The sequence below is a fragment of the Pelistega sp. MC2 genome (genome assembly GCF_900099475.1).
GTDB lineage: Bacteria > Pseudomonadota > Gammaproteobacteria > Burkholderiales > Burkholderiaceae_B > Taylorella > Taylorella indica.
Genome location: NZ_LT628273.1, coordinates 327,491 through 354,041, shown reverse-complemented (window position 1 = coordinate 354,041; position 26,551 = coordinate 327,491). Strand labels below are relative to the sequence as shown.

General features: G+C 40.0%; 21 protein-coding genes, 3 tRNA genes and 1 rRNA gene. 10 read left to right on the top strand and 15 right to left on the bottom strand.

From position 1 onward, the window contains the following. Window positions 1-486: 486 nt before the first annotated feature. The 3 genes from BQ4443_RS01775 to BQ4443_RS01765 form a co-directional block, all read right to left on the bottom strand. Window positions 487-562: transfer RNA gene (locus BQ4443_RS01775), tRNA-Ala, on the bottom strand. Between the two features lie 148 nt (window positions 563-710). After that, window positions 711-787 (bottom strand) — tRNA-Ile (locus BQ4443_RS01770). A gap of 75 nt (window positions 788-862) precedes the next feature. After that, window positions 863-2,399: ribosomal RNA gene (locus tag BQ4443_RS01765) — 16S ribosomal RNA — on the bottom strand. A gap of 1,793 nt (window positions 2,400-4,192) precedes the next feature. Between BQ4443_RS01765 and BQ4443_RS01760 the strand changes: the two genes are divergently transcribed. Next, window positions 4,193-4,948, top strand: a complete 756-nt coding sequence (locus tag BQ4443_RS01760; protein ID WP_071057864.1) for an EI24 domain-containing protein — start codon at window positions 4,193-4,195, stop codon at window positions 4,946-4,948. Between the two features lie 247 nt (window positions 4,949-5,195). Here the strand turns inward: BQ4443_RS01760 and BQ4443_RS01755 are convergent, their stop codons facing one another. Continuing rightward, window positions 5,196-6,101, bottom strand: coding sequence for a LysR family transcriptional regulator (locus BQ4443_RS01755; RefSeq protein ID WP_218118006.1), 906 nt, complete (start codon window positions 6,099-6,101; stop codon window positions 5,196-5,198). Window positions 6,102-6,237: 136 nt separating this feature from the next. Between BQ4443_RS01755 and hppD the strand changes: the two genes are divergently transcribed. The 7 genes from hppD to BQ4443_RS01720 all read left to right on the top strand — a co-directional run bounded on the left by hppD (window position 6,238) and on the right by BQ4443_RS01720 (window position 12,625). Next, on the top strand, window positions 6,238-7,323 hold the full coding sequence (gene hppD / locus BQ4443_RS01750; protein ID WP_071057862.1) for a 4-hydroxyphenylpyruvate dioxygenase: 1,086 nt from the start codon (window positions 6,238-6,240) through the stop codon (window positions 7,321-7,323). Between the two features lie 12 nt (window positions 7,324-7,335). Next, on the top strand, window positions 7,336-7,881 hold the full coding sequence (locus BQ4443_RS01745) for a VOC family protein (protein WP_071057861.1): 546 nt from the start codon (window positions 7,336-7,338) through the stop codon (window positions 7,879-7,881). Window positions 7,882-7,893: 12 nt separating this feature from the next. Next, window positions 7,894-8,895, top strand: coding sequence for a fumarylacetoacetate hydrolase family protein (locus BQ4443_RS01740; RefSeq protein WP_023953393.1), 1,002 nt, complete (start codon window positions 7,894-7,896; stop codon window positions 8,893-8,895). 66 nt (window positions 8,896-8,961) lie between these two features. Continuing rightward, the gene (gene maiA, locus BQ4443_RS01735; RefSeq protein ID WP_071057860.1) at window positions 8,962-9,600 is read left to right on the top strand and encodes a maleylacetoacetate isomerase; all 639 of its coding nucleotides are present in this window, start codon (window positions 8,962-8,964) and stop codon (window positions 9,598-9,600) included. A gap of 29 nt (window positions 9,601-9,629) precedes the next feature. Further along, window positions 9,630-10,706 (top strand): TRAP transporter substrate-binding protein, encoded by a 1,077-nt coding sequence (gene dctP, locus BQ4443_RS01730; RefSeq protein ID WP_083331822.1) that lies wholly within the window; start codon window positions 9,630-9,632, stop codon window positions 10,704-10,706. A 69-nt stretch (window positions 10,707-10,775) separates the two neighbouring features. After that, window positions 10,776-11,303 (top strand): TRAP transporter small permease, encoded by a 528-nt coding sequence (locus tag BQ4443_RS01725; RefSeq protein WP_023950008.1) that lies wholly within the window; start codon window positions 10,776-10,778, stop codon window positions 11,301-11,303. Further along, window positions 11,300-12,625 carry a TRAP transporter large permease gene (locus BQ4443_RS01720; RefSeq protein ID WP_071057859.1) on the top strand — a complete coding sequence of 442 codons (1,326 nt, stop codon included), beginning with the start codon at window positions 11,300-11,302 and terminating at the stop codon, window positions 12,623-12,625. The genes BQ4443_RS01725 and BQ4443_RS01720 overlap by 4 nt, the downstream gene beginning before the upstream one ends. Window positions 12,626-12,720: 95 nt before the next feature. Here the strand turns inward: BQ4443_RS01720 and BQ4443_RS01715 are convergent, their stop codons facing one another. From BQ4443_RS01715 to hemA, 5 genes are all read right to left on the bottom strand, one after another. Continuing rightward, on the bottom strand, window positions 12,721-13,305 hold the full coding sequence (locus BQ4443_RS01715; RefSeq protein ID WP_023950010.1) for a UbiX family flavin prenyltransferase: 585 nt from the start codon (window positions 13,303-13,305) through the stop codon (window positions 12,721-12,723). After that, window positions 13,298-13,627 carry a Grx4 family monothiol glutaredoxin gene (grxD, locus tag BQ4443_RS01710; RefSeq protein WP_031274248.1) on the bottom strand — a complete coding sequence of 110 codons (330 nt, stop codon included), beginning with the start codon at window positions 13,625-13,627 and terminating at the stop codon, window positions 13,298-13,300. Before grxD ends, BQ4443_RS01715 begins: the two co-directional genes overlap by 8 nt. Window positions 13,628-13,802: 175 nt before the next feature. Further along, a complete protein-coding gene (gene prmC, locus BQ4443_RS01705; protein WP_176752443.1) occupies window positions 13,803-14,654 on the bottom strand; it encodes a peptide chain release factor N(5)-glutamine methyltransferase in 852 nt (283 codons plus the stop codon). Then, a complete protein-coding gene (gene prfA, locus BQ4443_RS01700) occupies window positions 14,647-15,726 on the bottom strand; it encodes a peptide chain release factor 1 (RefSeq protein ID WP_071057858.1) in 1,080 nt (359 codons plus the stop codon). Before prfA ends, prmC begins: the two co-directional genes overlap by 8 nt. Before the next feature lie 172 nt (window positions 15,727-15,898). Further along, the gene (hemA, locus tag BQ4443_RS01695) at window positions 15,899-17,197 is read right to left on the bottom strand and encodes a glutamyl-tRNA reductase (protein ID WP_023952961.1); all 1,299 of its coding nucleotides are present in this window, start codon (window positions 17,195-17,197) and stop codon (window positions 15,899-15,901) included. Between the two features lie 199 nt (window positions 17,198-17,396). Between hemA and BQ4443_RS01690 the strand changes: the two genes are divergently transcribed. Continuing rightward, a tRNA-Phe gene (locus BQ4443_RS01690) sits at window positions 17,397-17,472 on the top strand. Between the two features lie 134 nt (window positions 17,473-17,606). On the opposite strand, the gene BQ4443_RS01685 is transcribed toward BQ4443_RS01690, so the two are convergent. Both BQ4443_RS01685 and BQ4443_RS01675 read right to left on the bottom strand, forming a co-directional pair. Next, window positions 17,607-18,218 carry an LOG family protein gene (locus BQ4443_RS01685; RefSeq protein WP_023952959.1) on the bottom strand — a complete coding sequence of 204 codons (612 nt, stop codon included), beginning with the start codon at window positions 18,216-18,218 and terminating at the stop codon, window positions 17,607-17,609. A 635-nt stretch (window positions 18,219-18,853) separates the two neighbouring features. Beyond that, window positions 18,854-19,594 (bottom strand): glycosyltransferase, encoded by a 741-nt coding sequence (locus BQ4443_RS01675; RefSeq protein ID WP_023952957.1) that lies wholly within the window; start codon window positions 19,592-19,594, stop codon window positions 18,854-18,856. A 389-nt stretch (window positions 19,595-19,983) separates the two neighbouring features. Between BQ4443_RS01675 and BQ4443_RS01670 the strand changes: the two genes are divergently transcribed. Continuing rightward, window positions 19,984-21,405, top strand: coding sequence for an argininosuccinate lyase (locus BQ4443_RS01670; protein WP_256330842.1), 1,422 nt, complete (start codon window positions 19,984-19,986; stop codon window positions 21,403-21,405). 137 nt (window positions 21,406-21,542) lie between these two features. On the opposite strand, the gene BQ4443_RS01665 is transcribed toward BQ4443_RS01670, so the two are convergent. From BQ4443_RS01665 to BQ4443_RS01650, 4 genes are read right to left on the bottom strand one after another with little or no spacing between them, the layout of a single operon-like run. Continuing rightward, window positions 21,543-23,258, bottom strand: a complete 1,716-nt coding sequence (locus tag BQ4443_RS01665; RefSeq protein WP_071057856.1) for a M14 family zinc carboxypeptidase — start codon at window positions 23,256-23,258, stop codon at window positions 21,543-21,545. A gap of 11 nt (window positions 23,259-23,269) precedes the next feature. Next, window positions 23,270-24,100, bottom strand: coding sequence for an ABC transporter permease (locus tag BQ4443_RS01660; protein ID WP_071057855.1), 831 nt, complete (start codon window positions 24,098-24,100; stop codon window positions 23,270-23,272). Between the two features lie 2 nt (window positions 24,101-24,102). Continuing rightward, window positions 24,103-25,029 (bottom strand): ABC transporter permease, encoded by a 927-nt coding sequence (locus BQ4443_RS01655; RefSeq protein ID WP_071057854.1) that lies wholly within the window; start codon window positions 25,027-25,029, stop codon window positions 24,103-24,105. A gap of 7 nt (window positions 25,030-25,036) precedes the next feature. Beyond that, entirely contained in the window at window positions 25,037-26,548 is a 1,512-nt protein-coding gene (locus BQ4443_RS01650; RefSeq protein ID WP_071057885.1) for an ABC transporter substrate-binding protein, read from the bottom strand. Window positions 26,549-26,551: the final 3 nt, after the last annotated feature.

Genomic DNA, 26,551 nt, shown 5'->3' with positions numbered 1-26,551 from the left:
TTTCGCATGCTATAACGTCCTTCTTCGCCTGTGATCGCCAAGGCATCCACCATGTGCACTTAGTTACTTGATCCTATAACTTTATCGGCTTATGGTTAAGCAAATAAACGTTTTATGATTAAGCTAACTTTATCTTCGGTGATATCTCTATCACCAGGATATATAGGCCTTTTCTCGGACTGGTTCGCCCTCCTATACACCCTATGCTTGAGTTTGCGTGTTTATGCCGTTCATCAATGTTTATTCATATCTTTCGATATACGTTGAGAACTTCAAAAATAATAATGCAATCACAACCCATAAATAAATTTGTCATTTCACCTCTTCCTGAAAAGAGATAAAATTACGCATTTGAATTACTTGTTGTGCTTCTTCCAAATTGTTAAAGAACAGCCGTGTATTATCGCACTGATCGCTCAGCACTACAATACCTTTTTTAAAACCTGTTGATTGTTTTCTCTATCATTGCCACGGCACTAGTTGTCATGGTGGAGGATAACGGGATCGAACCGATGACCTCCTGCTTGCAAAGCAGGCGCTCTACCAACTAAGCTAATCCCCCAATATGCATCGGATTGGGTTGTTGCGTCGCTTCGTCGTGTACCTCGTTGTACACGTCATCGCTTGCGTCTACCACTCCTTGCATCTGATGATAATCTCCCTACCCTTGCTTTCGCGACGATAAAGGCGACACCCTCAGTCCAACTCTTTGGTGGGTCAAGCTGGAATCGAACCAGCGACCCCCGCCTTATCAAGACGGTGCTCTAACCGACTGAGCTACTGACCCATTCTAGCTTCGTGTTTAATGATAGTCATAAACAACCGATAAGCGTGGACGCTTCCGCTTCGAGAGCATGCTCTTAAAGGAGGTGATCCAGCTGCAGCTTCCGCTACAGCTACCTTGTTACGACTTCACCCCAGTCATGAATCCTACCGTGGTAGTCGTCCTCCTTGCGGTTAGACTAACTACTTCTGGTAAAACCCACTCCCATGGTGTGACGGGCGGTGTGTACAAGACCCGGGAACGTATTCACCGCGACATGCTGATCCGCGATTACTAGCGATTCCGACTTCATGCAGGCGAGTTGCAGCCTGCAATCCGGACTACGATCGGGTTTATGAGATTAGCTCCGCCTCGCGGCTTGGCAACCCTCTGTCCCGACCATTGTATGACGTGTGAAGCCCTACCCATAAGGGCCATGAGGACTTGACGTCATCCCCACCTTCCTCCGGTTTATCACCGGCAGTCTCATTAGAGTGCTCTTGCGTAGCAACTAATGACAAGGGTTGCGCTCGTTGCGGGACTTAACCCAACATCTCACGACACGAGCTGACGACAGCCATGCAGCACCTGTGTTCCGGTTCTCTTGCGAGCACAGTCAAATCTCTTCGACCTTCCGAACATGTCAAGGGTAGGTAAGGTTTTTCGCGTTGCATCGAATTAATCCACATCATCCACCGCTTGTGCGGGTCCCCGTCAATTCCTTTGAGTTTTAATCTTGCGACCGTACTCCCCAGGCGGTCAACTTCACGCGTTAGCTGCGCTACTAAGTCCCGAAGAACCCAACAGCTAGTTGACATCGTTTAGGGCGTGGACTACCAGGGTATCTAATCCTGTTTGCTCCCCACGCTTTCGTGCATGAGCGTCAGTATTATCCCAGGGGGCTGCCTTCGCCATCGGTATTCCTCCACATCTCTACGCATTTCACTGCTACACGTGGAATTCTACCCCCCTCTGACATACTCTAGTCCGGGAGTTAAAAATGCCGTTCCAAGGTTGAGCCCTGGGATTTCACATCTTTCTTTCCGAACCGCCTGCGCACGCTTTACGCCCAGTAATTCCGATTAACGCTTGCACCCTACGTATTACCGCGGCTGCTGGCACGTAGTTAGCCGGTGCTTATTCTTCAGGTACCGTCAGCGTCCGAAGGTATTAACCTCGAACTTTTCTTCCCTGACAAAAGTGCTTTACAACCCGAAGGCCTTCATCGCACACGCGGGATGGCTGGATCAGGGTTGCCCCCATTGTCCAAAATTCCCCACTGCTGCCTCCCGTAGGAGTCTGGGCCGTGTCTCAGTCCCAGTGTGGCTGGTCGTCCTCTCAAACCAGCTACGGATCGTCGCCTTGGTGAGCCGTTACCTCACCAACTAGCTAATCCGATATCGGCCGCTCCAATAGTGAGAGGTCTTACGATCCCCCCCTTTCCCCCGTAGGGCGTATGCGGTATTAGCTACGCTTTCGCGTAGTTATCCCCCGCTACTGGGCACGTTCCGATACATTACTCACCCGTTCGCCACTCGCCATCCAGAGAGCAAGCTCTCTGATGCTGCCGTTCGACTTGCATGTGTAAGGCATCCCGCTAGCGTTCAATCTGAGCCAGGATCAAACTCTTCAGTTCAATTCCTGTTTAATTGTAGTATCCGTAGATACTATCGCTGCTTATACTCAAAGAAATAACGTTTGTAAAAAAACCTTATTTCTGTATGTAGTGTAAGCACTTAAAATAATGTATTAGCTCATCCCGTGATAGGATGGCTCTCTCATTCCAAGCGCCCACACTTATCGGCTGTTAGTTGTTAAAGAACATCCAAACTTACCATCGTAAATTCGTCTGACTGTCTCGACAATCTTGTTTTACTTAATCGTCGTTGCTGTCAGCAGCAAAGAATGTAATTATGAACTACTTCACCACATCCTGTCAAGCACTTTTTAAAAATAGTTTTTAATTTATTTTTAAACCGTTGTTAAATCCACTCACTATCGTCAACTTAACTCGCTTAACCTCCCCCGCCTCTTCAACCAACCATCAAGCAACTTATCGACTTGACTAATCGCTGCCTCAGCAGGAAAGATTAGCATTATGACCCCCTTTCAACCCTTTGGCAATACCCAGCCACCTAAAAAAACTCAAAAAAGGACTTTTTTTAGGTGCTTTGTCGTAAAAATGTAACATGCCCGCCCTCCTCAAAATAACCAAAACGACAACACCCAACACCTACTCCACCATACTTTCCTTAGTCACAATTTCTTCCCCCCATATATGCCAATGTGTTGCTTTTGCAACAATCCCCCTCTTCCCCCCCTCCTTTCACAGGTACCTATTCCTAATACCACTACCCTTCGATTCAACCTGTTGCTTTTTGGCTATTTTTTCACTCGGACTTATCTGCTTTTAATTTTTTTATTTTCACCCTAGTTTTCTCATTTACCGCATTTATTTGCAGCAACCATAATTAGCAAAACTGTTGGAAATATACATACTTAAATAGATATACTCTGTTTTCTGCCTATCCTTTATATGGCTTTTACCTATATCGTCTATTTTCTTATCCCTCTTATCCTCTTTTTTTTAACTGCTTATCCTCGACCTCTACCTGTATTACCTCACCATAACCAAAACAAACAAAACTCCAAAATACNCCCCCGCCTCTTCAACCAACCATCAAGCAACTTATCGACTTGACTAATCGCTGCCTCAGCAGGAAAGATTAGCATTATGACCCCCTTTCAACCCTTTGGCAATACCCAGCCACCTAAAAAAACTCAAAAAAGGACTTTTTTTAGGTGCTTTGTCGTAAAAATGTAACATGCCCGCCCTCCTCAAAATAACCAAAACGACAACACCCAACACCTACTCCACCATACTTTCCTTAGTCACAATTTCTTCCCCCCATATATGCCAATGTGTTGCTTTTGCAACAATCCCCCTCTTCCCCCCCTCCTTTCACAGGTACCTATTCCTAATACCACTACCCTTCGATTCAACCTGTTGCTTTTTGGCTATTTTTTCACTCGGACTTATCTGCTTTTAATTTTTTTATTTTCACCCTAGTTTTCTCATTTACCGCATTTATTTGCAGCAACCATAATTAGCAAAACTGTTGGAAATATACATACTTAAATAGATATACTCTGTTTTCTGCCTATCCTTTATATGGCTTTTACCTATATCGTCTATTTTCTTATCCCTCTTATCCTCTTTTTTTTAACTGCTTATCCTCGACCTCTACCTGTATTACCTCACCATAACCAAAACAAACAAAACTCCAAAATACCCTATGTTCAATTCTTTTCCTTTAGCACATGCAATATTTTGATATATCTTATTGTCATTATCTCTTGATACACTTGAGTTTATCTCTATATAGTATTGCATTCAGTATTAACTCTTTATCTTTAAGGTAAATCACCATGTCTTACTTAAGCACAGCAGAATCATTTAGCAAAGGAATTGCCACCCAGCTACAACCTCGCATGCTATTTGCTGTCATTATGCCTTTAGTAGTTGCTGTTATTAGTATTATCTTTTTATTAATTTTCGCTTGGAATCCATTGGACAATTGGTTCTTTAGCAGCGCAAGCAACTGGTCTTGGTTCCAAAAGGCACAGAGCTCACTAGGGGGTTGGGGATTTTCAACCATGAGTGATTGGTTAGCTGGTCTACTCTCTTTTATCTCATTAACGGCTATTGGTATTATTATTGGTTTAGCCGCTGCTGCCATTATGGTGACACCACTTGCTGTCAAGTATATTAGTACACACTACTTCCCTCATTTAGAGAAAAAAGGGGAATACGCCAACTCCGTAAGTATTTATAATGCGGTCAAAGTATCAGCCATCTTTATTATTGGTTGGTTAATTACGCTACCGCTATGGTTTATTCCCTTTATGTCGATTATTCTTTCGGTCTTCTGGGGAGCCTATGCCTTTTCACACATGTCTCAAGTAGATGCCATCGTGGAACATGCCACTGCCGAAGAACGACGTTATATTTTGAGCAACCATAAAAAAGGGTTTTGGTTTATTGGTTTAGTATGCGCCCTACTCACGCTAATTCCATTCATGGGATTAGTAATGCCTGTATTCTCAATTATTGTTTGTACACATTATGGGCTAAAAGCGCTTGAAACTTACCGTCAGTCCAAAACGATTAACCAAACCACTTAAGTAAATGTAGCAATAAAAACTAACGACTACCCTCCTGAGCCGCTATCCATTATTTAGCGGCTTTTTTAATTAAGATGTTGAACTCATCCAAAAATTAAGCGTTCTAGATACCCATCATATGAGTACAATAAGTTATTTCTCCAAACTGGACGGCTAAACTCTCTTTCGTGAGGTTCCTATTTGTTTATTGTAAAAAATAACGGATATAACCAAATAGGAACTTGCGCCATAAGCATACTAAAACCGTCTAGCGATAAAACATGCTCTCAGACAAATTAAGTAAATAGTCTTTAAACAATACCGCAATAGTAGATAGACTTTTATTTTTTCGACTATATAAATAAAAACGGCGATGTATGATTGGCTCTACCAAAGGCATCATCACTAAATCATGTTGTCTCACCCAGTCACCAGCATACGGCAAACATAAACTTACACCTAGACCATTATGAACCATACCTAACGCTGTTGATAAAAAATTCACCTCATAATCAGGCGCCATAATTCGCTCGGATAAATCCGCAGGTAATTCCTCCGATAAATGCCTATTAAAAGAGCCTGTTAAACTAATTAAAGGCTCCTTAAATAAAGTCCTCCAACTAACTTTCTGTTGCCGTGCCGTAGGGTGATTTTTAGGGACAACTGCATAAAATGGCAAAGAAAACCATGGCGTTGCCTCCACATCATCTGGTAACACCCTATCTGGACCAATACCAAAGTCTACCTCAGCACTTTGTACTTGCTGAATAACTTGCTCAATAGAACAATCCTGCAAATGAATTTTCGTCTCCGGATAAGTTTTTTTAAAGTCTGCCAAAAAATAAGGCATAAAAGAAGCGGCCAACTGCTGAGAAACAGACACACTAATGTCCCCTAACCGCCCATCCTTTAACTTATCCGCTTCATCCTCAAAACTAGCAATATCGTTTAAAACTTGAACAGCCAACGGCAACAAGCGTACTCCCGCTCCAGACAAACTTAATTGTCGTGTTGTCCGATCAAATAATCGGAAGCCTACTTGTGACTCCAATTCTTTCATTAAACCACTCAATGCTGATTGAGTAAGATGCAAACGTGTTGCTGCTTGAGTAAAGCTACCAGACTCAGCTACTGTTACAAATGCCTTTAATTGCCGCAAACTTATATTCATCATATTTTCTAATAAATAAATGATAAAAAACTGATTGTCTTAATAATCAAAGCTATTTTATTATAAAGGTATATTAACTTAAGCCAATTTGGCAAAAATTTAAGTTATCCCTTTACTCATAATGATCAGGAGACACTAAATGGCCGATTTATTCGAAAATCCCATGGGTTTACAAGGTTTTGAATTCGTGGAGTTTGCCTCTCCAACACCTAATGTACTTGAACCACTTTTTGAAAAACTAGGTTTTACTCTTGTTGCAAAGCATCGTTCTAAAGATGTATTACTGTATAGACAAGGTGATATCAACTTTATTATCAATAGAGAGCCCAAAAGTCATGCCGCCTATTTTGCCGCTGAGCATGGCCCCTCAGCTTGTGGGATGGCATTTAGAGTGAAAAACTCTCACCATGCCTACCAAAAAGCGTTAGAGCTTGGGGCTCAGCCAATTGATATCCCAACAGGCCCAATGGAGCTACGTTTACCTGCTATTAAAGGCATTGGTGGTGCACCTCTTTATTTAATTGATCGCTTTAACGAAGGCGAATCCATTTATGATATTGATTTTGAATTCCTACCAAATGTTGAACGCAAACCCATTGGCCATGGTCTAAAAATCATTGATCACCTTACACATAACGTTTATCGTGGTCGCATGGATTTTTGGGCTGGTTTCTATGAAAAATTATTTAATTTTAAAGAAATCCGTTATTTTGATATTAAGGGCGAATATACTGGCTTAACTAGCCGTGCGATGACAGCTCCTGACGGTTTAATCCGTATTCCACTCAATGAAGAATCAAAACAAGGTGGCGGTCAAATTGAAGAATTCTTAATGCAGTTTAATGGCGAAGGTATTCAACACATCGCCTTACTAAGCGACAACCTGCTGGAGACAATAGATAAGCTCCGTGCCGCTGGTATTCCGCTGATGACTCGTCCTAATGATATTTACTATGACATGCTAAAAGATCGCCTACCTGGTCATGGAGAGCCTGTTGAAGAATTAAAGGCTCGAGGTCTATTATTAGATGGCACAACTGAAGGTGGTCATCCTCGTTTATTACTACAAATCTTCTCTGAAACATTATTAGGTCCGGTGTTCTTTGAATTCATCCAAAGAAAAGGTGACTACCGTGAAGGTTTTGGGGAAGGCAACTTCAAAGCTCTTTTTGAATCAATGGAACGCGATCAAATTCGTCGTGGTGCCTTAGCAACTGAAGAATAATCGGAGTAAAAAATGGGAATTACTAACGGCGTTCATCATGTCGCCTATCGCTGTAAAAATGCCAAGGAAACCGTATTGTGGTATCAAAAATATTTAGGTTTAGACTTTGTACTAGCTATCGCTGAGGATAAAGTTCCCTCTACGGGCGAGCCAGATCCTTACATGCATATTTTCATTGATATTGGTGGTGGAAATATTCTTGCCTTTTTTGAGCTCCCCACAAAACCAGAGATGGGACGTGATCCCAATACACCGATTTGGACACAACACCTTGCATTAAAAGCTAATAGCGTGGAAGAAATGTTGACTGCCAAAGCCAAAATGGAAGCAGACGGGATTGAAGTACTTGGTCCTGTTAACCACACTCTTTTTCAATCAATATATTTCTTTGACCCAAGTGGTCACCGTATTGAGCTTGCGTGCGATACCTCTACACCGAGAATGAATAAAGCACTCGATAAAGTTAAATGGGATATGTTGGACGAATGGGATCGCACTAAAAAAGCACCTCAACATGCTCGATGGTTACATGACGGCTCTGAGCCTCCAGCAGAATAAAGGATAAGATAAATGAAATTAGCTACATTAAATAATGGTTCGCGTGACGGTCAGCTAGTCGTTGTCAGCAAAGATTTAACTCGTTACACCACTACAGATATACCTACATTACAATTTGCATTGGATAACTGGGATACAGCCACTCCTGCACTGCAAGCAGCTTACCAGCAATTAAATGAGGATAAGTCAGTTGGTGAAAGCTTTGACCCAGAAAAATGTTACTCACCTCTCCCTCGTGCTTACCAATGGGCGGACGGCTCTGCCTATCTAAACCACGTAGAGCTGGTGCGTAAAGCAAGAAATGCTGAGGTTCCAGAATCTTTCTATAGCGATCCTCTTATGTATCAAGGTGGATCTGATAGTTTTATCGGACCTCGAGCAGAGATTCATGCACAGCCTGAATGGGGGATTGATTTTGAGGCTGAAGTGGTCGTGGTAAGTGGTGATTTAAAACAAGGCGCAACACCAGCAGAAACAGCAAAATCTATTCGTTTAATTATGCTAGTTAATGATGTGTCCTTACGGAATTTAATCCCCGCAGAATTAGCTAAAGGCTTTGGGTTTTTCCAAAGCAAACCAGCTAGCGCTTTCAGCCCTGTGGCGGTTACACCTGATGAGCTTGGCGATGCATGGAAAGACAATAAACTTCATTTACCTTTACGTGTGACACTCAACGACAAGTTATTTGGCTTTCCAAATGCAGGGCAAGATATGACGTTTGACTTTGCGCAACTACTCTCACATATCACCAAAACACGTGATGTAGCAGCAGGTACTTTAGTGGGATCAGGAACTGTATCTAATAAGCAAGATAATCTGTATGGTTCATCTGTTGAGCATGGTGGTGTAGGTTACTGCTGTCTAGCGGAAGTGCGTATGTACGAAACTATTGAAACCGGAAAGCCTCAAACACCGTTTATGAATCATGGTGATACTGTGAGTATTGAAATGCTAGATGAACAAGGCAACAATATCTTTGGCACGATTACGAACAAAGTTAACACCCAATACTAATAATTACTAACCACATTACCAAAATCTAAAATAGATGGGGATATACTCCCCATCTGTGGAGTATATATGCAACTTTATTCGTATTTCAGAAGCTCTGCGGCTTATCGAGTTAGGATTGCTTTAAATTTAAAGCAACTACCTACAGATATTATTCCTGTGCATTTAGTAAAAAATGGAGGGGAGCATCACTCTAGCGATTATCAAAAGATTAACCCACAACAACTTGTTCCTGCTCTTGTAGTTGATAATGAAATACTCACCCAATCTCTTGCTATTATCGAATATTTAGACGAAGTATATCCTACCCCCCCACTATTACCAAGCTCGCCAATTGAAAGAGCAAAGGTACGTGCTATTGCACAATTAATTGCTTGTGATACCCATCCAATTAATAACTTAAGAGTGCTTCAGTATTTACAAAATACCCTAGAAGTATCTCCAGAAGAAAAAAACACTTGGTATAAACATTGGATTTATACTAATTTCGATGCGTTAGAAATGATGTTAAAACAAACGGCTGGAGAATATTGCTTTGGCGATACCCCTACACTAGCGGATTGCTGTGTAATCCCTCAAGTCTTTAATGCACAACGATTTGAATGTGATTTAAGTAACTATCCAACAATCACTCGAGTTACCCAACGCTGCAACTCTCTAGAAGCATTTGTTAAAGCAGCACCAGAGCACCAACCTGACGCCACATAATTTTTGTATTATTCTTTAGGAGACTCCTTATGAAAAAATTTGCTTTCACGTTAGCGGCATTAAGTATTGCCCTAGCAGGTTGTAACGATAACTCAACCTCAGACGCAGCAAAAAAACCAACGGCTAACACTGCCGAAAAACCAGCTGAAACAATCGTACTGAAAGTAGCTCACTTTTGGCCACCAACCGCTCTAGCACAGAAAAAAGTCCTAGAGCCTTGGTGCGAAAAAATCGCTAGCGAATCTAACAAACAATTAAGTTGTCAATTCTACCCCGCGATGCAACTAGGTGGTACACCTCCACAACTCATTGATCAAGTTATTGACGGTGTTGCTGATATTGTATTTACTCTTCCCGGTTATACCGCTGGACGTTTCCCTTCAATGGAAGTAATGGAATTACCTTTCCTCGCTAAAGGTGCAGAAAATGGTAGCCGAGTTGCTTGGGAAATTTATGAGCAATATGGTAAAAAAGACTTCGAAAACGTAAAACCTCTTGCCTTTAATATCCACGATAGAGGACAAATTCATAACAACAAACACCCTATTACCACTGTTGCAGACTTACAAGGGTTAAAAATGCGTGCACCAACTCGCTTAACCAATAAGTTCTTAGCCGCTATGGGCGCATCTCCTGTTAATATTCCTATGCCTGGCTTAGCTGATGCACTTTCTAAAGGCGTTATTGATGGCTACATCTTGCCTTGGGAAGTTGTTCCTACAATGAAACTACATGAGATGACGAAATATCACTCTGAAATCAATCCTCCTCAGCCCGGTTTATATTCAACATTATTCACCATTGCTATGAATAAACAAAAGTATGAAAGCTTACCGGACAATTTAAAAGCAGTGATTGATAAAAATTCAGGTGCTGATTTCTCTGCTCTTATCGGTAAGGCATGGGACTCTTCTGCTCCTGATGCACGTAAAAAAGCCGAAGAACGAGGTAACGCATTTAATACTATTTCAGATGATGGTGTAAAAACTATTATGCAAGCTGCTGACAATGTTCGCACAGAATGGGTCAAAGAAGTCACTGGAAAAGGCTATGACGGTGAAGCAATTCTGAAAAAAGCTGAAGAATTAATCGCAAAATATAATTAATTTTTCAGGAAGTATGAAGGGCTCAATATATTTTCCTCATATGTTGAGCCCATTAATAGCGTTTATATTATGTCTGAACATATACCTACTCATGATGAACCTAAAGATAAAGTAGGACTTTTCTTACTCAGATGGTCACAACTTTCTGCCTTTATCGCTGCCGTTCTTCTTTTACTTATTTGCATCATATCTGCACTCAGTGTTCTAAATCGTTGGCTATTTAACAGTCCAATTACTGGTGATGTAGAGTTAGTGCAGATTGCTTGTGCCCTATCCATTTCTGCATTTTTACCTTATGCACAAATGAAAAATGCTCATGTTATTGTTGATTTTTTTACTATAAAAGCCTCCCCTCGTATTAGAAACTTGCTAGATGCGTTTGCCGGAATACTTTTATGCATTGTATCTGCATTATTAGCTTGGCGAAGTGCTGCAGGTGCTATCAGTAGCTATAAATCAAATACATCAATGATGATTTTAGGATGGCCTGAATGGTTAGCACATCTCACTATTGCCCCAGGCTTTTTACTTTTGAGTCTTACTGCACTCTATACTACCTACCTTAAATTAAAAGAAAATAAAGGGATGCATGCATGAGTACCCTTACTATTAGTTTATTAATTGGCTTATTAGCTATCGGATTACTGGTTATTCGTGTACATATTGGCATTGCCATGTTTATTGCTGGTGCTATTGGGTATGTCGCTGTTTCCGGATGGTTACCATTAATTAATTATTTAAAAACTATGGCCTTTGCTAGATATTCAATTTACGACTTATCCGTTGTGCCACTGTTTTTATTAATGGGTAATCTAGCCTCTCAAGGAGGACTAGCACGTCGCCTTTTTGAAGCAGCAAATGCTTTCCTTGGGCATTACCGTGGAGGAGTTGCCATGAGTGCTGTTGGTGCCTGCGCAGGTTTTGGTGCTATTTGTGGTTCTTCTCTGGCGACTGCTGCAACTATGGGACAAGTAGCTATTCCAGAGCTCAAACGTGCTAACTACTCCCCTGCCTTAGCCACAGGCTCCCTCGCTGCAGGAGGTACGCTAGGTATTCTCATTCCTCCTTCAGTTATTCTAGTTATTTATGCTGTTCTAGCAGAGCAAAATGTCTCTACCATGTTTATGGCTGCATTAATCCCGGGACTCATTGCTTTAGCAGGATATTGCATTGCCATTATAGTATATGTCAGATTCGCTCCCAACAGTGGCCCAGCTATTAAACGATTATCTTGGTCAGAACGTTGGAGTCTTATTAAGAAAGTATGGCCGGTATTATTAATTTTTCTACTAGTACTTGGGGGAATTTATGGGGGCATTTTTACGCCTACAGAAGCCGCAGCCATTGGAACCATAGGTGTTGCTATTATTGCTTTCCTATCTAAAGAACTATCAAAAGAGAAATTCACTAAAGCTATTTTTGATACCGCTTCTGGTACAGCCATGATTTTCCTAATTCTCTTAGGAGCTGACTTACTTAATGCCTTTTTTGCCCTCTCACAATTACCAAGCAATATGGCTGAATGGGTTTCAAGCCTTGGGTTACCACCTTTAATGGTTTTATTCTTAATTATTATTCTCTACATTATTTTGGGTTGTATCATGGATAGTCTATCAATGATTCTACTCACTATCCCCGTATTTCTCCCTATTATTTTAGGCTTAGATTTTTGGGGAATGAATGTTAACGATAAATCTATTTGGTTTGGTGTTTTAGCCTTGATGGTTGTAGAAATTGGACTAATCACTCCACCTGTTGGCATGAATCTATTTATTATTAACAACTTAGCCAAAGACATTCCTATGGGAGAAACTTATAAAGGAATTATTCCTTTCCTATGCTCTGACTTTATTCGTATTATATTGCTAGTATTTTTCCCAAGCTTAACGCTATTTTTAGTGCATTTGCTTAACGGATAAGTCGAACTTGTGGATATGGCATCATAAACTCAAACCCCACTTATTTCATTACTAAGATAAGTGGGGTTTCATATATACTTGCTGTTAAACAAAAACTATTCTGTTACTAAGTCCGACTTCGTACCCTGCCACTTAGGTCCATCAATATGAATATCAAAAATGGCTAACATTCTAGCTACAGTATGATCGATCATCTCATTCAAATCTTTTGGATGATGATAAAAAGCAGGTAACGGAGGAAAAATAATTCCTCCCATTTCTGTAACTGCCGTCATATTGCGTAAGTGTGCTAAATTAAAAGGCGTTTCACGGATAGCCAATACAAGCTTACGGCGTTCCTTAAGATGCACATCAGCCGCACGCGTAATCAGATTATCCGAAAACCCATGAGCACAAGCCGCTAACGTTCGCATTGAACAAGGGAGAATAATCATACCTGTGGTATCAAATGCACCACTCGCCAATGTTGCCCCCACATCACGGAAGCCATGAACATGATCCGCTAAAGCATTCACCTGTTGACGGTTCATATCAAGCTCATACTTAATATTTAAAAGACCTGATGGGGAAATAACTAAATGAGATTCCACATCAGGTACATCACGTAAATGCTCTAGTAGCCGAATGGCATAAATAGAACCTGTAGCTCCAGTTATACCAATCACTAGTTTTTTAGTCATTAAAAGCGCCTACTTCTTCTAGAACTGTTTTAAGCTCACCACTAGCCGCCATTTCAGTCATGATATCAGCACCACCAACAAACTCACCATTTACATAAAGTTGTGGAATCGTTGGCCAATTTGAATATTGTTTAATGCCATCACGAACTTCTGCATCTTCTAGTACATTAACTGTCACTAATTTTTTAACACCCAGTTCACGTAAAATTTGTACAGCACGACCTGAGAAACCACATTGTGGAAATTGTGCAGAACCTTTCATAAATAATACTACTGGATGCTCTGTCACTGTTTGACGAATAAACTCTTGAACGTCGCTCATCTTAAAACCTTTAAAAAAATAATTTACATCAATCACGCATCACACCATCTAACGATATAGCTTATTATCTACACTACTTTCAACTAATCTAGTATGTGATGCCGTTAATTCTAACTAAAGCCCTATTTTACCTATTTTTCCAGAATAATCTATTCCTAGTGAGTGAGTTTTAGGGTTATTTTCTATATACACCAATATGAACACGCTCTACTCCAGATAAATCTTTTAAAGAAACTATTTCACTAAAACCATTCTCTTCTAAAAGATGCCTAATCGAATCTGCTTGATTCCAACCATGCTCTACCATTAACACCCCATTAGGATTTAAGAACTCAGGTGCTTGAGCGATAATCTCTCGATAGCAAGTTAAACCATCTGCAAAATCAGTAAGCGCAATATCAGGCTCAAACCGCAAATCACCTTGACTCAAATGTTGATCTTGCTTCTCAATATACGGTGGATTAGAGACAATTAAATCAAATGTTGGCTTGGACAAATACTCTACCTGTTGATGAAATACCTCAAACCAATGGCTTTGAATAAAGTTAACCTTAGCACCGATAGAAATAGCATTCCTTTCTGCAACCTCCAAGGCATCAGGACTAATATCTATAGCGCTTACTTGCGCTTTAGGACAATAATGAGCAATGGATACAGCAATAGCCCCACTACCCGTTCCCAAATCAAGCACTCTTGCTTGTGGCTGATGTTGCTCTACCCATTGAATAGCAGCCTCTACCAACGTTTCCGTATCAGGTCTTGGAATCAGCACTTTGGGATTAACCTGAAAAAGCAATCCCATAAACTCTCGTTCACCAAGAATATATGCCATAGGCTCACCTGCTAATCGTCTTTCTACCAGTGACTGTAGCGCTTGTTGTACCGATTCACTTAATTGATCTGTATCATGGGCAATCAACCAAGCCCGATTAACGCCCAATACTTTCTCAGCCAACATTTTTGCTTCCAATAAAGGTAACCCTGATAAAGCAAAAAATTGTTTAAGGTTAATACACGGATTAATCATCACCCAATGCCGCTAATAATTCAGCTTGTCGTTCAGCAATGAGAGCACCTGTTAACTCATCCAAAGAACCTTCCATAATTTGTGCTAATTTATACAAGGTTAAATTAATACGATGGTCGGTCACGCGACCTTGAGGATAGTTGTACGTACGAATACGTTCAGAACGGTCACCCGTACCCACTAAACTTTTACGTTCTGCCGCCTCTTTGGCTTGTTGTTCTTGGCGCTGAATATCATTAATCCGTGCAGCCAAAACACTCATGGCTCTTGCCTTATTTTTGTGCTGAGAACGATCATCCTGACACTCAGCCACAATACCAGTAGGAATATGTGTGATACGTACAGCAGAGTCCGTTTTATTAATATGCTGCCCCCCTGCACCACTCGCACGGAAAGTATCAATTCGTAGGTCAGCAGGATTTAATACTACTTCAGCTAATTCATCTGCCTCAGGTAATACAGCCACTGTACATGCTGAGGTATGCACACGGCCTTGAGATTCAGTTTCTGGTACTCGTTGCACACGATGCGCTCCTGATTCGTACTTCAAGCGTCCATAAACACCGTCACCCTCAATACGAGCAATCACCTCTCGATACCCTCCTAATTCTGAAGGATTCTCACTGATCAACTCAACACGCCAGCCTTTTTGCTCTGCATAACGACTATACATTCTAAACAAATCGCCCGTAAAGATAGCACTCTCATCACCACCTGTTCCTGCTCGAATTTCTAAGAATACCCCTCGATTATCATCAGGATCTTTAGGAAGTAACTCTAACTGTAACTGGGCTTCAAGCTCTTCAATACGAGCTTTAGCTGCTTTCATTTCTTCTTCCCCCATCTCTTTCATTTCAGGGTCTGCCATCATTTCAAGTGCCGTCGCCAAGTCAGCCTCTGTGCTTGTATAGGTTTTAAATAAAGCAACTATAGGATCAATTTCACTTCGCTCACGTGATAACTTACGAAAGCGATCCATCTCCTCTACTGTATCTGGCTCTGCCAAGATCGCATCAACCTCAATCAAACGTTGACTCAATTGCTCTAAGCGTGAACGCATAGATGATTTCATAATAACTCTCTATAAAATAATTGATATTTAAAAAAGATAGAATGCTTAAAATTTTAAATTTAAAATAACTAGGCCGCTTGAAAATCAATGCTTATTTTTTAAGTAATCTCTTATGACTATATCTAGCTATTCACAAAACATTCAATATAATTATGGAAAAGAAACAAACTTGCTAATGTTCGTTTTGTTCAATAAGTGCCGCAATTTCAGTCTCTTGATAAGGGAACAACTTAGGCAATATATCTACCATTACTGCTCTCTCTTCATCTTGACTGCGATTGAGCACTTGCACTGGTGCATGCATATACTTTTGAATTAATGCCTTGGCTAATCGCTCTAATGCATCTTCTGGACTAACACCTTTGGCTAATAACTTACGAGCTTTTTCAAGCTCTAACTCTGCCATTTTATGTGAACCGCTATGCAATCCTTGAATAATAGGAACAACATTGCGATTTTGCATCCAATGCATAAAACTTTGAACTCGGCTATCAATAATAGCTTCAGCTTGGACAACAGCGGCTTGACGGGCATCATTTCCCATCTGTACAACACGACCCAAATCATCCACAGTATATAAATAGACTTCGCTAAGAGAGCCTACTTCTGGCTCAATATCACGTGGCACAGCCAAATCTACCATCACCATAGGATTAAAGCGACGTTGACGCAAGGCTTTTTGAATCATCCCCAAGCCTAAAATAGGCAAAGCAGAGGCCGTACACGATACCACAATATCATATTCGTGCAAGTGCTCAGGCAAATCCACTAAACGCATATTTTGTGCATCAAAACGTGCTGCTAACGAAGCACCACGCTCTAAAGTACGATTTGCAATCATAATTGATTTAGGATTATGCGCAGAAAAATGTGTTGCACATAATTCAATCATCTCACCAGCACCCACAAATAACACCTTGGTATCTGCGATATCACCAAACACGCGTTCGGCTAGACGTACTGCAGCAGCAGCCATTGAAACCGATTGAGCACCTATTGCTGTCTGGGTTCGTACTTCTTTAGCGACAGAGAATGTTTTTTGAAACAGCTGATTCAGCATAGTCCCCAAGGCTCCTGCCTCATTAGCGGCTCGAACAGCTGTTTTCATTTGCCCCAAGATCTGTGCTTCACCAAGCACCATAGAGTCCAAGCCTGATGCCACACGGAAAGCATGACGCACAGCTTGATCTTGATTGTATTGATATAAATGAGGAGTTATTAAACTAGAGTCTAGCGTATTAAAATCAGCCAACCATGTAGGAACATGCTCAACAATCTCAGGATTTGCCGCTAAATACAGCTCTGTACGATTACAGGTAGAGAGAATAGTCGCTTCCTTGAGACGAGAGCCAAAAGCAGAGCGCAACGCATCTAACGCCGGACGCACTAAATCTCCAGACATAGATACACGCTCACGCACAGATACAGGTGCTGAGTGATGATTTAGACCGAAAGTAAAGACATCTACCATAAGTATTGCTAGCTAACTCGCGACAATCGTAATTTCTAACTGAGTATTATACTCCTAGTCTTACAGCAATTTGTATCAAAAAAACAACTGTTTTTATAAAAAAGACCTATGTTTTCAAGGGACAATTCAAAATACCTATTATGAAAATAAAAAAAGACTATGCTTTTTTGAAATTTTGGGTTAATATTATTTTCTTCAAGGCCAGGTAGCTCAGTCGGTAGAGCAGAGGATTGAAAATCCTTGTGTCGGCGGTTCGATTCCGCCCCAGGCCACCAGATTTAAGCCCGTAGAGCATATGCTGTACGGGCTTTTTGATTTAGTATGCTCTTTTGCTCGTTATCTTTTTATTATTAATTTTTTATTTAGTATTAACTCTTTTATTAACTACTCTTTAGCAATGATCTCTGGCTTATACGCCTTTTCTCATCTCTTCTACCCATTTAGGAGTTACCCATTTAGGTACATCTACAAACTGAAAATTTCTCATTTTTTCAATCAATTCACCTGCGTTATCAGCCACACACAACAAATTCATATTTGCTAAAGGCATAAACCCTTGCTTAGCCGTACTTTCTAACATAGTTAATAAAGGATCAAAAAAACCTTTTACATTTAAAAGACCTACAGGTTTAGTATGTTGCTTAAGCTGTAGTGCAGAAAATACCTCAAACAATTCTTCATACGTACCAATGCCTCCAGCCATCGCAATAAAACCATCTGCCATTTCCATCATTTTATCTTTGCGAATTGACATCGTAGGTGTTTCGATTAACTCAGTTAAGCCAGTATGAGCCATTTCTTTATTTTTTAAAAAAGTCGGCATAATACCAATGGCAGTACCATTATGCTGCAATACACTATTGGCGAGAGCTCCCATTAAACCAATTTTGCCACCGCCATAAACAAGCTGAATAGCCTCTTTAGCCATCAGCTCACCAAGTCGCTTAGCTTCTTCATAATAATCAGGAATTTCACCAAAATTTGAGCCACAATAAACCGTGATATTTTTTAAATTATTCATGCTATTCTTCTTATATATTTACGTCTCGTAAGCTCAATATACGTTCAATGCACTTACGCCTTATAAGCACAGATATTGGAAAACCTTTTTGAGAATTCTGCCGTACAGATTCTCAGCACAGATATCAAAAAATCAATAATCTAGGTTTAGCTCTGAAAAACCCGCACGCCGAAAACACTTGCTTCGTGAGCGCACTTGCTTCATGAGCATTATCTCAATTTGGCGATTTTGACGTGCCGGTTTTTCTGCCCCAGCCACAAAAAATCAACCAATCAAGTTGGCTCTGAAAAACCTGCACGCCGAAAACACTTGCTTCATGAGCATTATCTCAATTTGGCGATTTTGACGTGCAGGTTTTTCTGCCTCTACTACAAAAATCAACAAATTACGTTTGGCTCTGAAAAACCCGCACGCCGAAAACACTTGCTTCATGAGCATTATCTCAATTTGGCGATTTTGACGTGCAGGTTTTTCTGCCTCTACTACAAAAATCAACAAATTACGTTTGGCTCTGAAAAACCTGCACGCCGAAAACACTACTTAACCAGACAATCTGTGCTTATGTGCTTACGTCTAGAAACCGTACATATTACGCTTTTTTCTAGAAAAATGCTAATTTTTTGTCTCTGGATAAGCTATTGTTTTTCTTTATAATGTCCAAACTTATACTCAATTTCATTGTTTCTTAATTCACCGATAAACAAACGTCGAGTATTTGCACGTAAATATGTAAAACCTGTTTTTATGAGACCGTCTTGTTTTAATCGTCTAGAATTAAAGCCAAAATGATACGGAAGCATACGATAACGGAAAGACTTGCTCGCTCTACTAACATAATCACAGTCTTCACATAGCTGGATAGATAAATCAAATCCTCCTATTTTTTCATGCACGATACGGCTACTAAAAATACATGCACCTGTTGAGGTAGGAAATACATATTGCATCACCATCATTCCCCAATCAAATAAAGCCATACCTGCACGAATCTCCCATCCATCATTACCACAGCTACCAATCCTTCCACCAGAAATAAGTAACTGCTTCTTCTCCAAATAATTTAGTGACCGCTCAAGAAAATCTGGCTTTAATCGAACATCAGCATCTAGGAAAAGAAGCCTTTCACAATTCGCATTTGCTGCCCCCGTATTACGCCCCAAACTCACCCCCCTGCTTGACATAACAACCGTAGAAAGACTTAAACGATCCTTATAACTTTCAGCAACACTTACCGTACTATCAGTACTCATACTATCAACCACAATTACTTCAAATTGCTGATAAGATTGCGCTATTAAATCATTTAAAAGATTAGGTAAATTTCTTTCTTCATTCAGCGTAATAATAATGACGCTAAGATTATTTCTAGGGTGCATATAAACTAGCCTTATTAATTGGTTTACTTATTCTAAAAACAAAATATTTTTCATGCTTAAGATATAAGGCCTGTCATATAAAGTTCATATAGAGAGATAGTGTATTGGGAGAGAGTTATAAGTTGTGGGGGATGTTTTACTCCTGATAAACCATTATTTTGTTTACAAATAAAAGGGAGTATCCTTTTTAAATAGATAAAATATTTTATACAGAGGGAAAAATATGTTCAAATTTAAACTAATTTCTTTTATCTTATTCTCTATCTTAGTGAATCAAAGCTACGCTGATAACCCTGCAGACAAAGGTTGCAAAACAACTGATGAGTGTTTAGCACAAGTTGCTAAGGCTGGAATAGCCTCATTAAAGAACAATGATTTCACAAGTGAAAATGATAAAAAAAGAAGATCAGTTCTACTGGTTACAAAAAATCAATAAAGCATCTGCTGTGATGCTAAAAGAAGAAAAAATCATCTCTTCTGAACTCGCAAAAAAACTAGCTGAAGGGATAGTTTATACAAATGAACAATCTATACAGCCTAATGGCAAACGCCCTAAAGATGTACTCCAGATTGAAAAAATCATCCAAGACAAAATTGGTCCTGATGCCTCTTTTATCCATACTGGACGTAGTCGTCAAGATATGTATTCGACCTATCGAATGGCAAAACTACGTAACCAATCTCTCGATTATGCAGAAACCCTACTTAAACTCCGAGCTAGTATTCTTAACCTTGCCTCTCAGCATATTCATACGATAGTGCCAGCATATACCAATGGAGTTCAAGCTATGCCTCAAAGCTACGCACACTATCTGCTCGCCTTTAATGCCTCTTTTGCCAGAGATCAAGAACGTTTTATCTCGCTTTATCAGCGTATGAACAAAGCATCTATGGGTACTGCAGTACTCGCTAACTCTAGCTGGCCTCTGAATCGCCAACGACTTGCTAATCTATTAGGTTTTGATGGTCCAATTGAAAATAGTTATGATGCGAGCCAAATTGCACCTTCTGATATTGCATTTGAGGCATCTAATTTACCTGCATCAACAGCTATCCGTCTTGGCATGTTACTTAATGATATTCATACACAATACCATCAAGTTAAACCATGGATTTTATTAGACGAAAGTAGCACCTACACCAGTAGTGCAATGCCTCAAAAAAGAAACCCTGGCGTTATTATGAGAGCAAGGGAATCTGCTTCTAATGTTCTTGGACTGGTTCAAGCAGTATCAATAAGAAATCATAATGTTACTCCAGGTATGACCGACTACAAATCAGCATGGGATGATTTAAATTTATTTCCCGAAACAATGAAAATGCTAGGCAATACTCTTGTTGTCATCAAAGCACTTAAGATCAATCCTGAACGAGCCATTGAAGAGTTAGAAAATGATTGGACGACCTCTATGGAATTAGCAGAAACATTACAAAAAGATTTTTCTATACCATTCCGAGTAGGCCATCACTTTGCCTCAAGTATCGTTACTGAGGCAAGAAATAATGGCTGGAAACCAAGCGAATTCCCTTTTGAAAAAGCCAAAGAACTTTATATAGAAGCAATTGAAAAATTTAAATTAAGTTCCCCTGAGTTACCCTTATCCGAAAAAGCTTTTCGTCAAACACTATCACCTAAATATATGGTGGAAACCCGTGTAGGTTTAGGGGGGCCACAAGCAATTGAAGTAGAGAGAATGCTAAAAGAGGCAAAGGATAAATTGGGTGCTGACATTCAATGGATTCAACAAACGCGACAAAAGCTCAATGCAGCAGACCAAAACCTAGAACAAGCGTTTAATTCGTTAATGTAATAAATATCTTATTTACCATAAAAATTATTCTCCCAGAAGTTTTACTAATGTACTTATATAACTAAAAAAAATCTATCAACTTTATCACAAAAGTGGCTTAAGTACTAAGCCACTTTTATCTCTTAACAACCCTGTCCCTACACTCTCACCTGTATATCCTTCAACGCTTCAACCACTGCCATCACTACACGATAATGACTTTCATGTGCGATACGGAACCATTCTCCTTGCACCGTTTCATCGGGTGCCTCGGTAATTAACTCAACAGGATAATCTTGATTGGTATATTCATCAATGCTATATGGGATAGTTTGATACGCAATAGGAAAATCGGCACTGCCTACTGTAGCAAGATATTGCTTGATCATTTGCTGATTTTGTTGAGCTTGCTCTGTGTAATCCATTAATGCTTTGATTGAAACATCTAACACTTTTTCAGCCAAATCTTTAAAACCAGGTTTATAGCGTAAAATTAGAAAAAATCCTTTGGGAATGGTCCATCGTGAGAAATTTCGCGGTACATACCCAGATAGTGGGCGCGTCCACTCATGTGCCGGATAACCATGTAAATTTAAATGTACTAACGCATTCGGTAACTCTGTTAAAGCCTTTTTAGTAAAAGCATTCTCAGGCACATCACCATAAGCTAAATCGCAACCTGCCGCTGTATACCTCGCTGCATGGTGCATATAATTTGGTGATTGCTCACTAAGCTTGCGAAAAGCAGCATACCCATCAGGGTTACCTAAAGGGCGTAAAGTAAAACTCACCTCACCATTATCTACTAAAGTTTTTGCAGCACGTAATGCACCAACAATACCAGAAGACTCATTGGCATGCTGCCCTGCTGATAAAGCAATTTCAACATTACTAACGCCCTTAATTACCGTTCCTTTTAAAGGTCTGCCTTGCAAACTAGTGGCCTCAAAGCGCCCCCCACCCAGTCTATCTAAATAGGAGAAAATCTTTTCCTCTGATAATGAACACTCAACACTAGCTAAATCAGTATTGCATTCATCCATGCCTATTTCTCGTGTGGCTGCCCATTGCCCAGACAAAATCGTTAACTCATTCTCTTTGCCATAATAAACATTAGGCAATACTTGACCTGGTCTAAGTGTCCTATCCCCAGAAATCAAGCCTAAGCGATGTTGAAAAATTTCCAATGCACTGAAGTACACATCTTCATGCATTGCCTCTGCCAAGGAAAGACTTTCGTGCCCAATCCCTAGTGGCTCATCTTCTCCCTCTAAACTCATGTCGTACACAATTTGATGGGGATTACATTCTTTCAAACTTAAAGGAAGCTGCATCAGGTATTGACATGCCTCATCATACATGGCTTCATAAGCCGTATAGAAAGAGGTTGATGTACCATCTATATATTCAATCCAGCCACAAGCATTTAACTCTCTTTTCCCGTTTAGTTTATCTTTCCATTTAACAGGGACAAAAACTTTTTCTGTTTTTATACCATCAAGCACTACCTCATAATAAACACCTTGGTCTGCCTCTTGAGGAAATGGTTCATATAGGATTTTGCAATGAGGATAAAGACTTTCTAATGGGTAAGTTTCTAATCTAAATCGTAAAGGCTCATCCCCTTCAACAACAGGATATCGAATCAGCACATCTTGACAATTTTTGAGTAGATTTTTCTCTCTAATCTCGCATAACAAAGTTTTATAAGCGCTTTTAACCTCAATAAAATGACCAGTTTCTTCTCCCTCATTTATCATTTTTTCTAGCGCTACTTTCAACTTACTTCGTATAGATAAAGGAGCAAATAACCATAATGTTTTACTATTTTCAGGAAAAATGTCCTGATATTTTTTAGAGAAAATTTCTTTCATACGTTGATGCCTTATGCTTTTTCTGTTCTACCTAAAGGATCCAATCGATCACGCAACCAATCTCCTAATAGATTCAATCCTAATACCGTTAGCATGATTGCCACACCAGGGAAGATAGTTACCCATGGTGCGGTTTGAATATAGTTACGACCATCAGCCAGCATCCCACCCCAACTTGGTGTTAATGGGTCAATACCCAAACCCAAAAAGGTCAAGCTACTTTCCAATAAAATATTATTCGCTACATTTAACATCATCAGAATAACCAAAGGGCCTAACGCATTTGGCAAAATATGGCTAAACATAATTTTAAAATTCGATAGTCCATAACTTTTAGCCGCCTGTACATACTCAGCTTCTCGCAAAGACAATACTGATCCTCTCACCAGTCTTGCATACTGCACCCACTGTGCCACAATCATTAAAATGATAATTTTATCTAGACCGGGACCTGTAATAGCGATAACCGTAATAGCTAATAGGATAAATGGAAGTGCCAATTGAATATCAGCAAAACGCATTAATAAAGCATCCCAAAAACCTCTGTAATAACCTGCTAATAAACCAATCACGGTTCCCACTAACACAGCACCAACCGCAGAAACCAATCCTACAATAAAAGAGACCTTTCCTCCTGTGGCAACACGTGCTAATACATCTCTTCCCATAGGGTCTGTGCCTAACCAAAATTGTGCATGAAATGGTGGTGTTAAACGAGCCATAAAATTCATTGTTTTACCACCGTCAGGGAATAGTACGGGTGCAAAAATGACCAACCCACCCATCATCAACAGTAGAAATAAACCAACAATAAACTCAAATCGTTTGAAAGATGACATCATATTTACCCCAAACGAATGCGTGGATCTAAAATAACATAGGCACAATCCACTAATAAATTAATTAACACAATCATTATCGCTAACACAGTAATAGTTGTTTGCAGAATCGGATAGTCTCGTTGAGAAATCGCCTCTATCGCCAACGTCCCCATCCCTGGCCAATTAAAGACCATTTCAATAACAACCATCCCCCCCATTAAGGCACCAAATTGTAATCCCAAATAAGTCACAATCGTAATCGCACTATTCCGTAACGCATGTTTATACACAACAGAGTGCTCACTTAAGCCTTTGGCCCTTGCCACCATAATATGCTGCTTAGACAATGCTTCCAACATCGCTGTTCTGACTAACCTTACATTACTCGCAGTCAAAATCAACCCCATTGTTATAGCAGGTAAAACTAACCCAGACCATGTATCAAACCCTGAGGCTGGCAACCATCTTAGCGTAACAGCAAAGAGCAGCATAAACATAATTCCTAACCAAAAGTTAGGGAAAGAAAGTCCGGCTAGCGAGAATACTCGAATGAGTTGATCAGCCCATGAGCCTTTATGACAAGCCGCATAAATACCCAGAGGAATCGAAATAACTAAAGAAATACCTAAAGACAAAAAAGCCAACAATGCACTTGACTTAAGTGCATCAGCAATCAATGGAGCGATTGGGCCTCGAAAAAAACTATTGCCCATATCGCCCACTAGCAGGCCTTTCATAAAATGCCAATATTGCACCCAAAAAGATTGATTTAATCCTAAAGCATCTTGTATGTTTTTGATGTCCTCTTGTGTCACATTACTACTTTGACTCAACATCATTGTTGCTGGGTCACCTGTTTGCCGTATAGCAAAAGCAACTAATAAAGAGACCACAATAATAACAAAAAAAGCTTGTAATGCTCTTTTACTTAGATAGGATAATATTGGCATAAAATAACTACTCTACATCTGTGTTGATATAACGCACTCGCACATCAGGCGCAGGCAAAAAGTCTTTTACTTTATTGCTAACACCATAAAGTGTTTTACTGTTATATAAAGGAATATGGTAGGCTTGATCATGAGCTAACTTAGCCACTTCACGTAAAAGCTTGAGTCGCTCATCCTTATCCACTGCAACACGTTGCTTTTCTAACAACTTATCCATTTCCTCAGATTTTAGATATGGATTCCATTTTTCACCTGAGTGATACACCAAATAGGCTGTATTGTCAAAGTCAAATGTCCAGCCACCCCAGTTAAATTGGAACATCTCATTTGTTTTACCTTGAGGCACGATATCATTTAAGAAAACAGCATCTTCTACAGGTCTTAAACCAACATCTAGTCCGATATTCCCAAAGAATGCTGTTAACGCTTGTGTCACTTCAGCAAAAGTAGAGTTCGCTCCGCGGTAATCAATCGTAAGTTTAGTGCCTGGTTTTACCCCTGCCTCTGCTAATAATTTTTTCGCTTGCTCTGGGTCATAAGGATAATCTTTTAGATTTTCATCATAACCAAATGATAATTTCCCTTGTAGACTTGCGATTGGCTCTGCCTGCCCCATCAGGAAGGTATCAATAATTACTTTTTTATCAATTGCCATATTGAGTGCTTGACGCACACGAACATCTTTAGTCACACCTTTTGATACATCGAGTTGTAGTGACATAATCGTTGGACCATTTTCAGCAACTACTTTACTATCTTTGTTTTTTTCAATAATAGGAACAGCTGAAATAGCCACATCATGCCACACATCTACACGACCTGACTGCAACTCCGCTAAGCTCGTCGCATCTTCTTTAATAAAACGATACGTTAATTTTTGCAGCTTAGGTTTTCCTCCCCAATAGTCATTATTAGGCACCAGTACTAAACGATCGCCTGGTTTATACGATTCAAATTTAAATGCACCAGTACCCACAGGGTGTTCATTAAAATAAGCATCCCCTTTTTCGGCAATATATTTAGGTGGCACAATCATCGCACCATAGCCTGACAGTTTAGTGAGTAATACAGGATCAGGTTTATTTAAAATAAAATCAACGGTATTTGCATCAATCACTTTAACTTCTTGAATAGCTGTGTAATTAGAACGTTGAGGTCCTTTCTTACCTTCATCACCTAATAATCGTTCAAATGTAAACTTCACAGCATCTGCATTAAAAGGTTCGCCATTATGGAACTTCACATTTTGACGTAAGGTAAAACGAATACGTAAACCATTATCCAACTCTTCCCATTTCTCTGCCAGTCCTGGCTGTAATTTCAACGATTCATCACGTAGAATCAATCCATCAAATAAACCACTACCCGCTGAAGACCAAGCGACTAAAAATGTATCTATAGGATCCCAACTACCAGGATCTTGGCGTTGTGCTACAGTTAATTCATGAGGAGCCGCTTGTACCACACCCCCAACAAACGTAGATGCCACAACAGCACTTAAGAATAATTTTTTAAACATAAA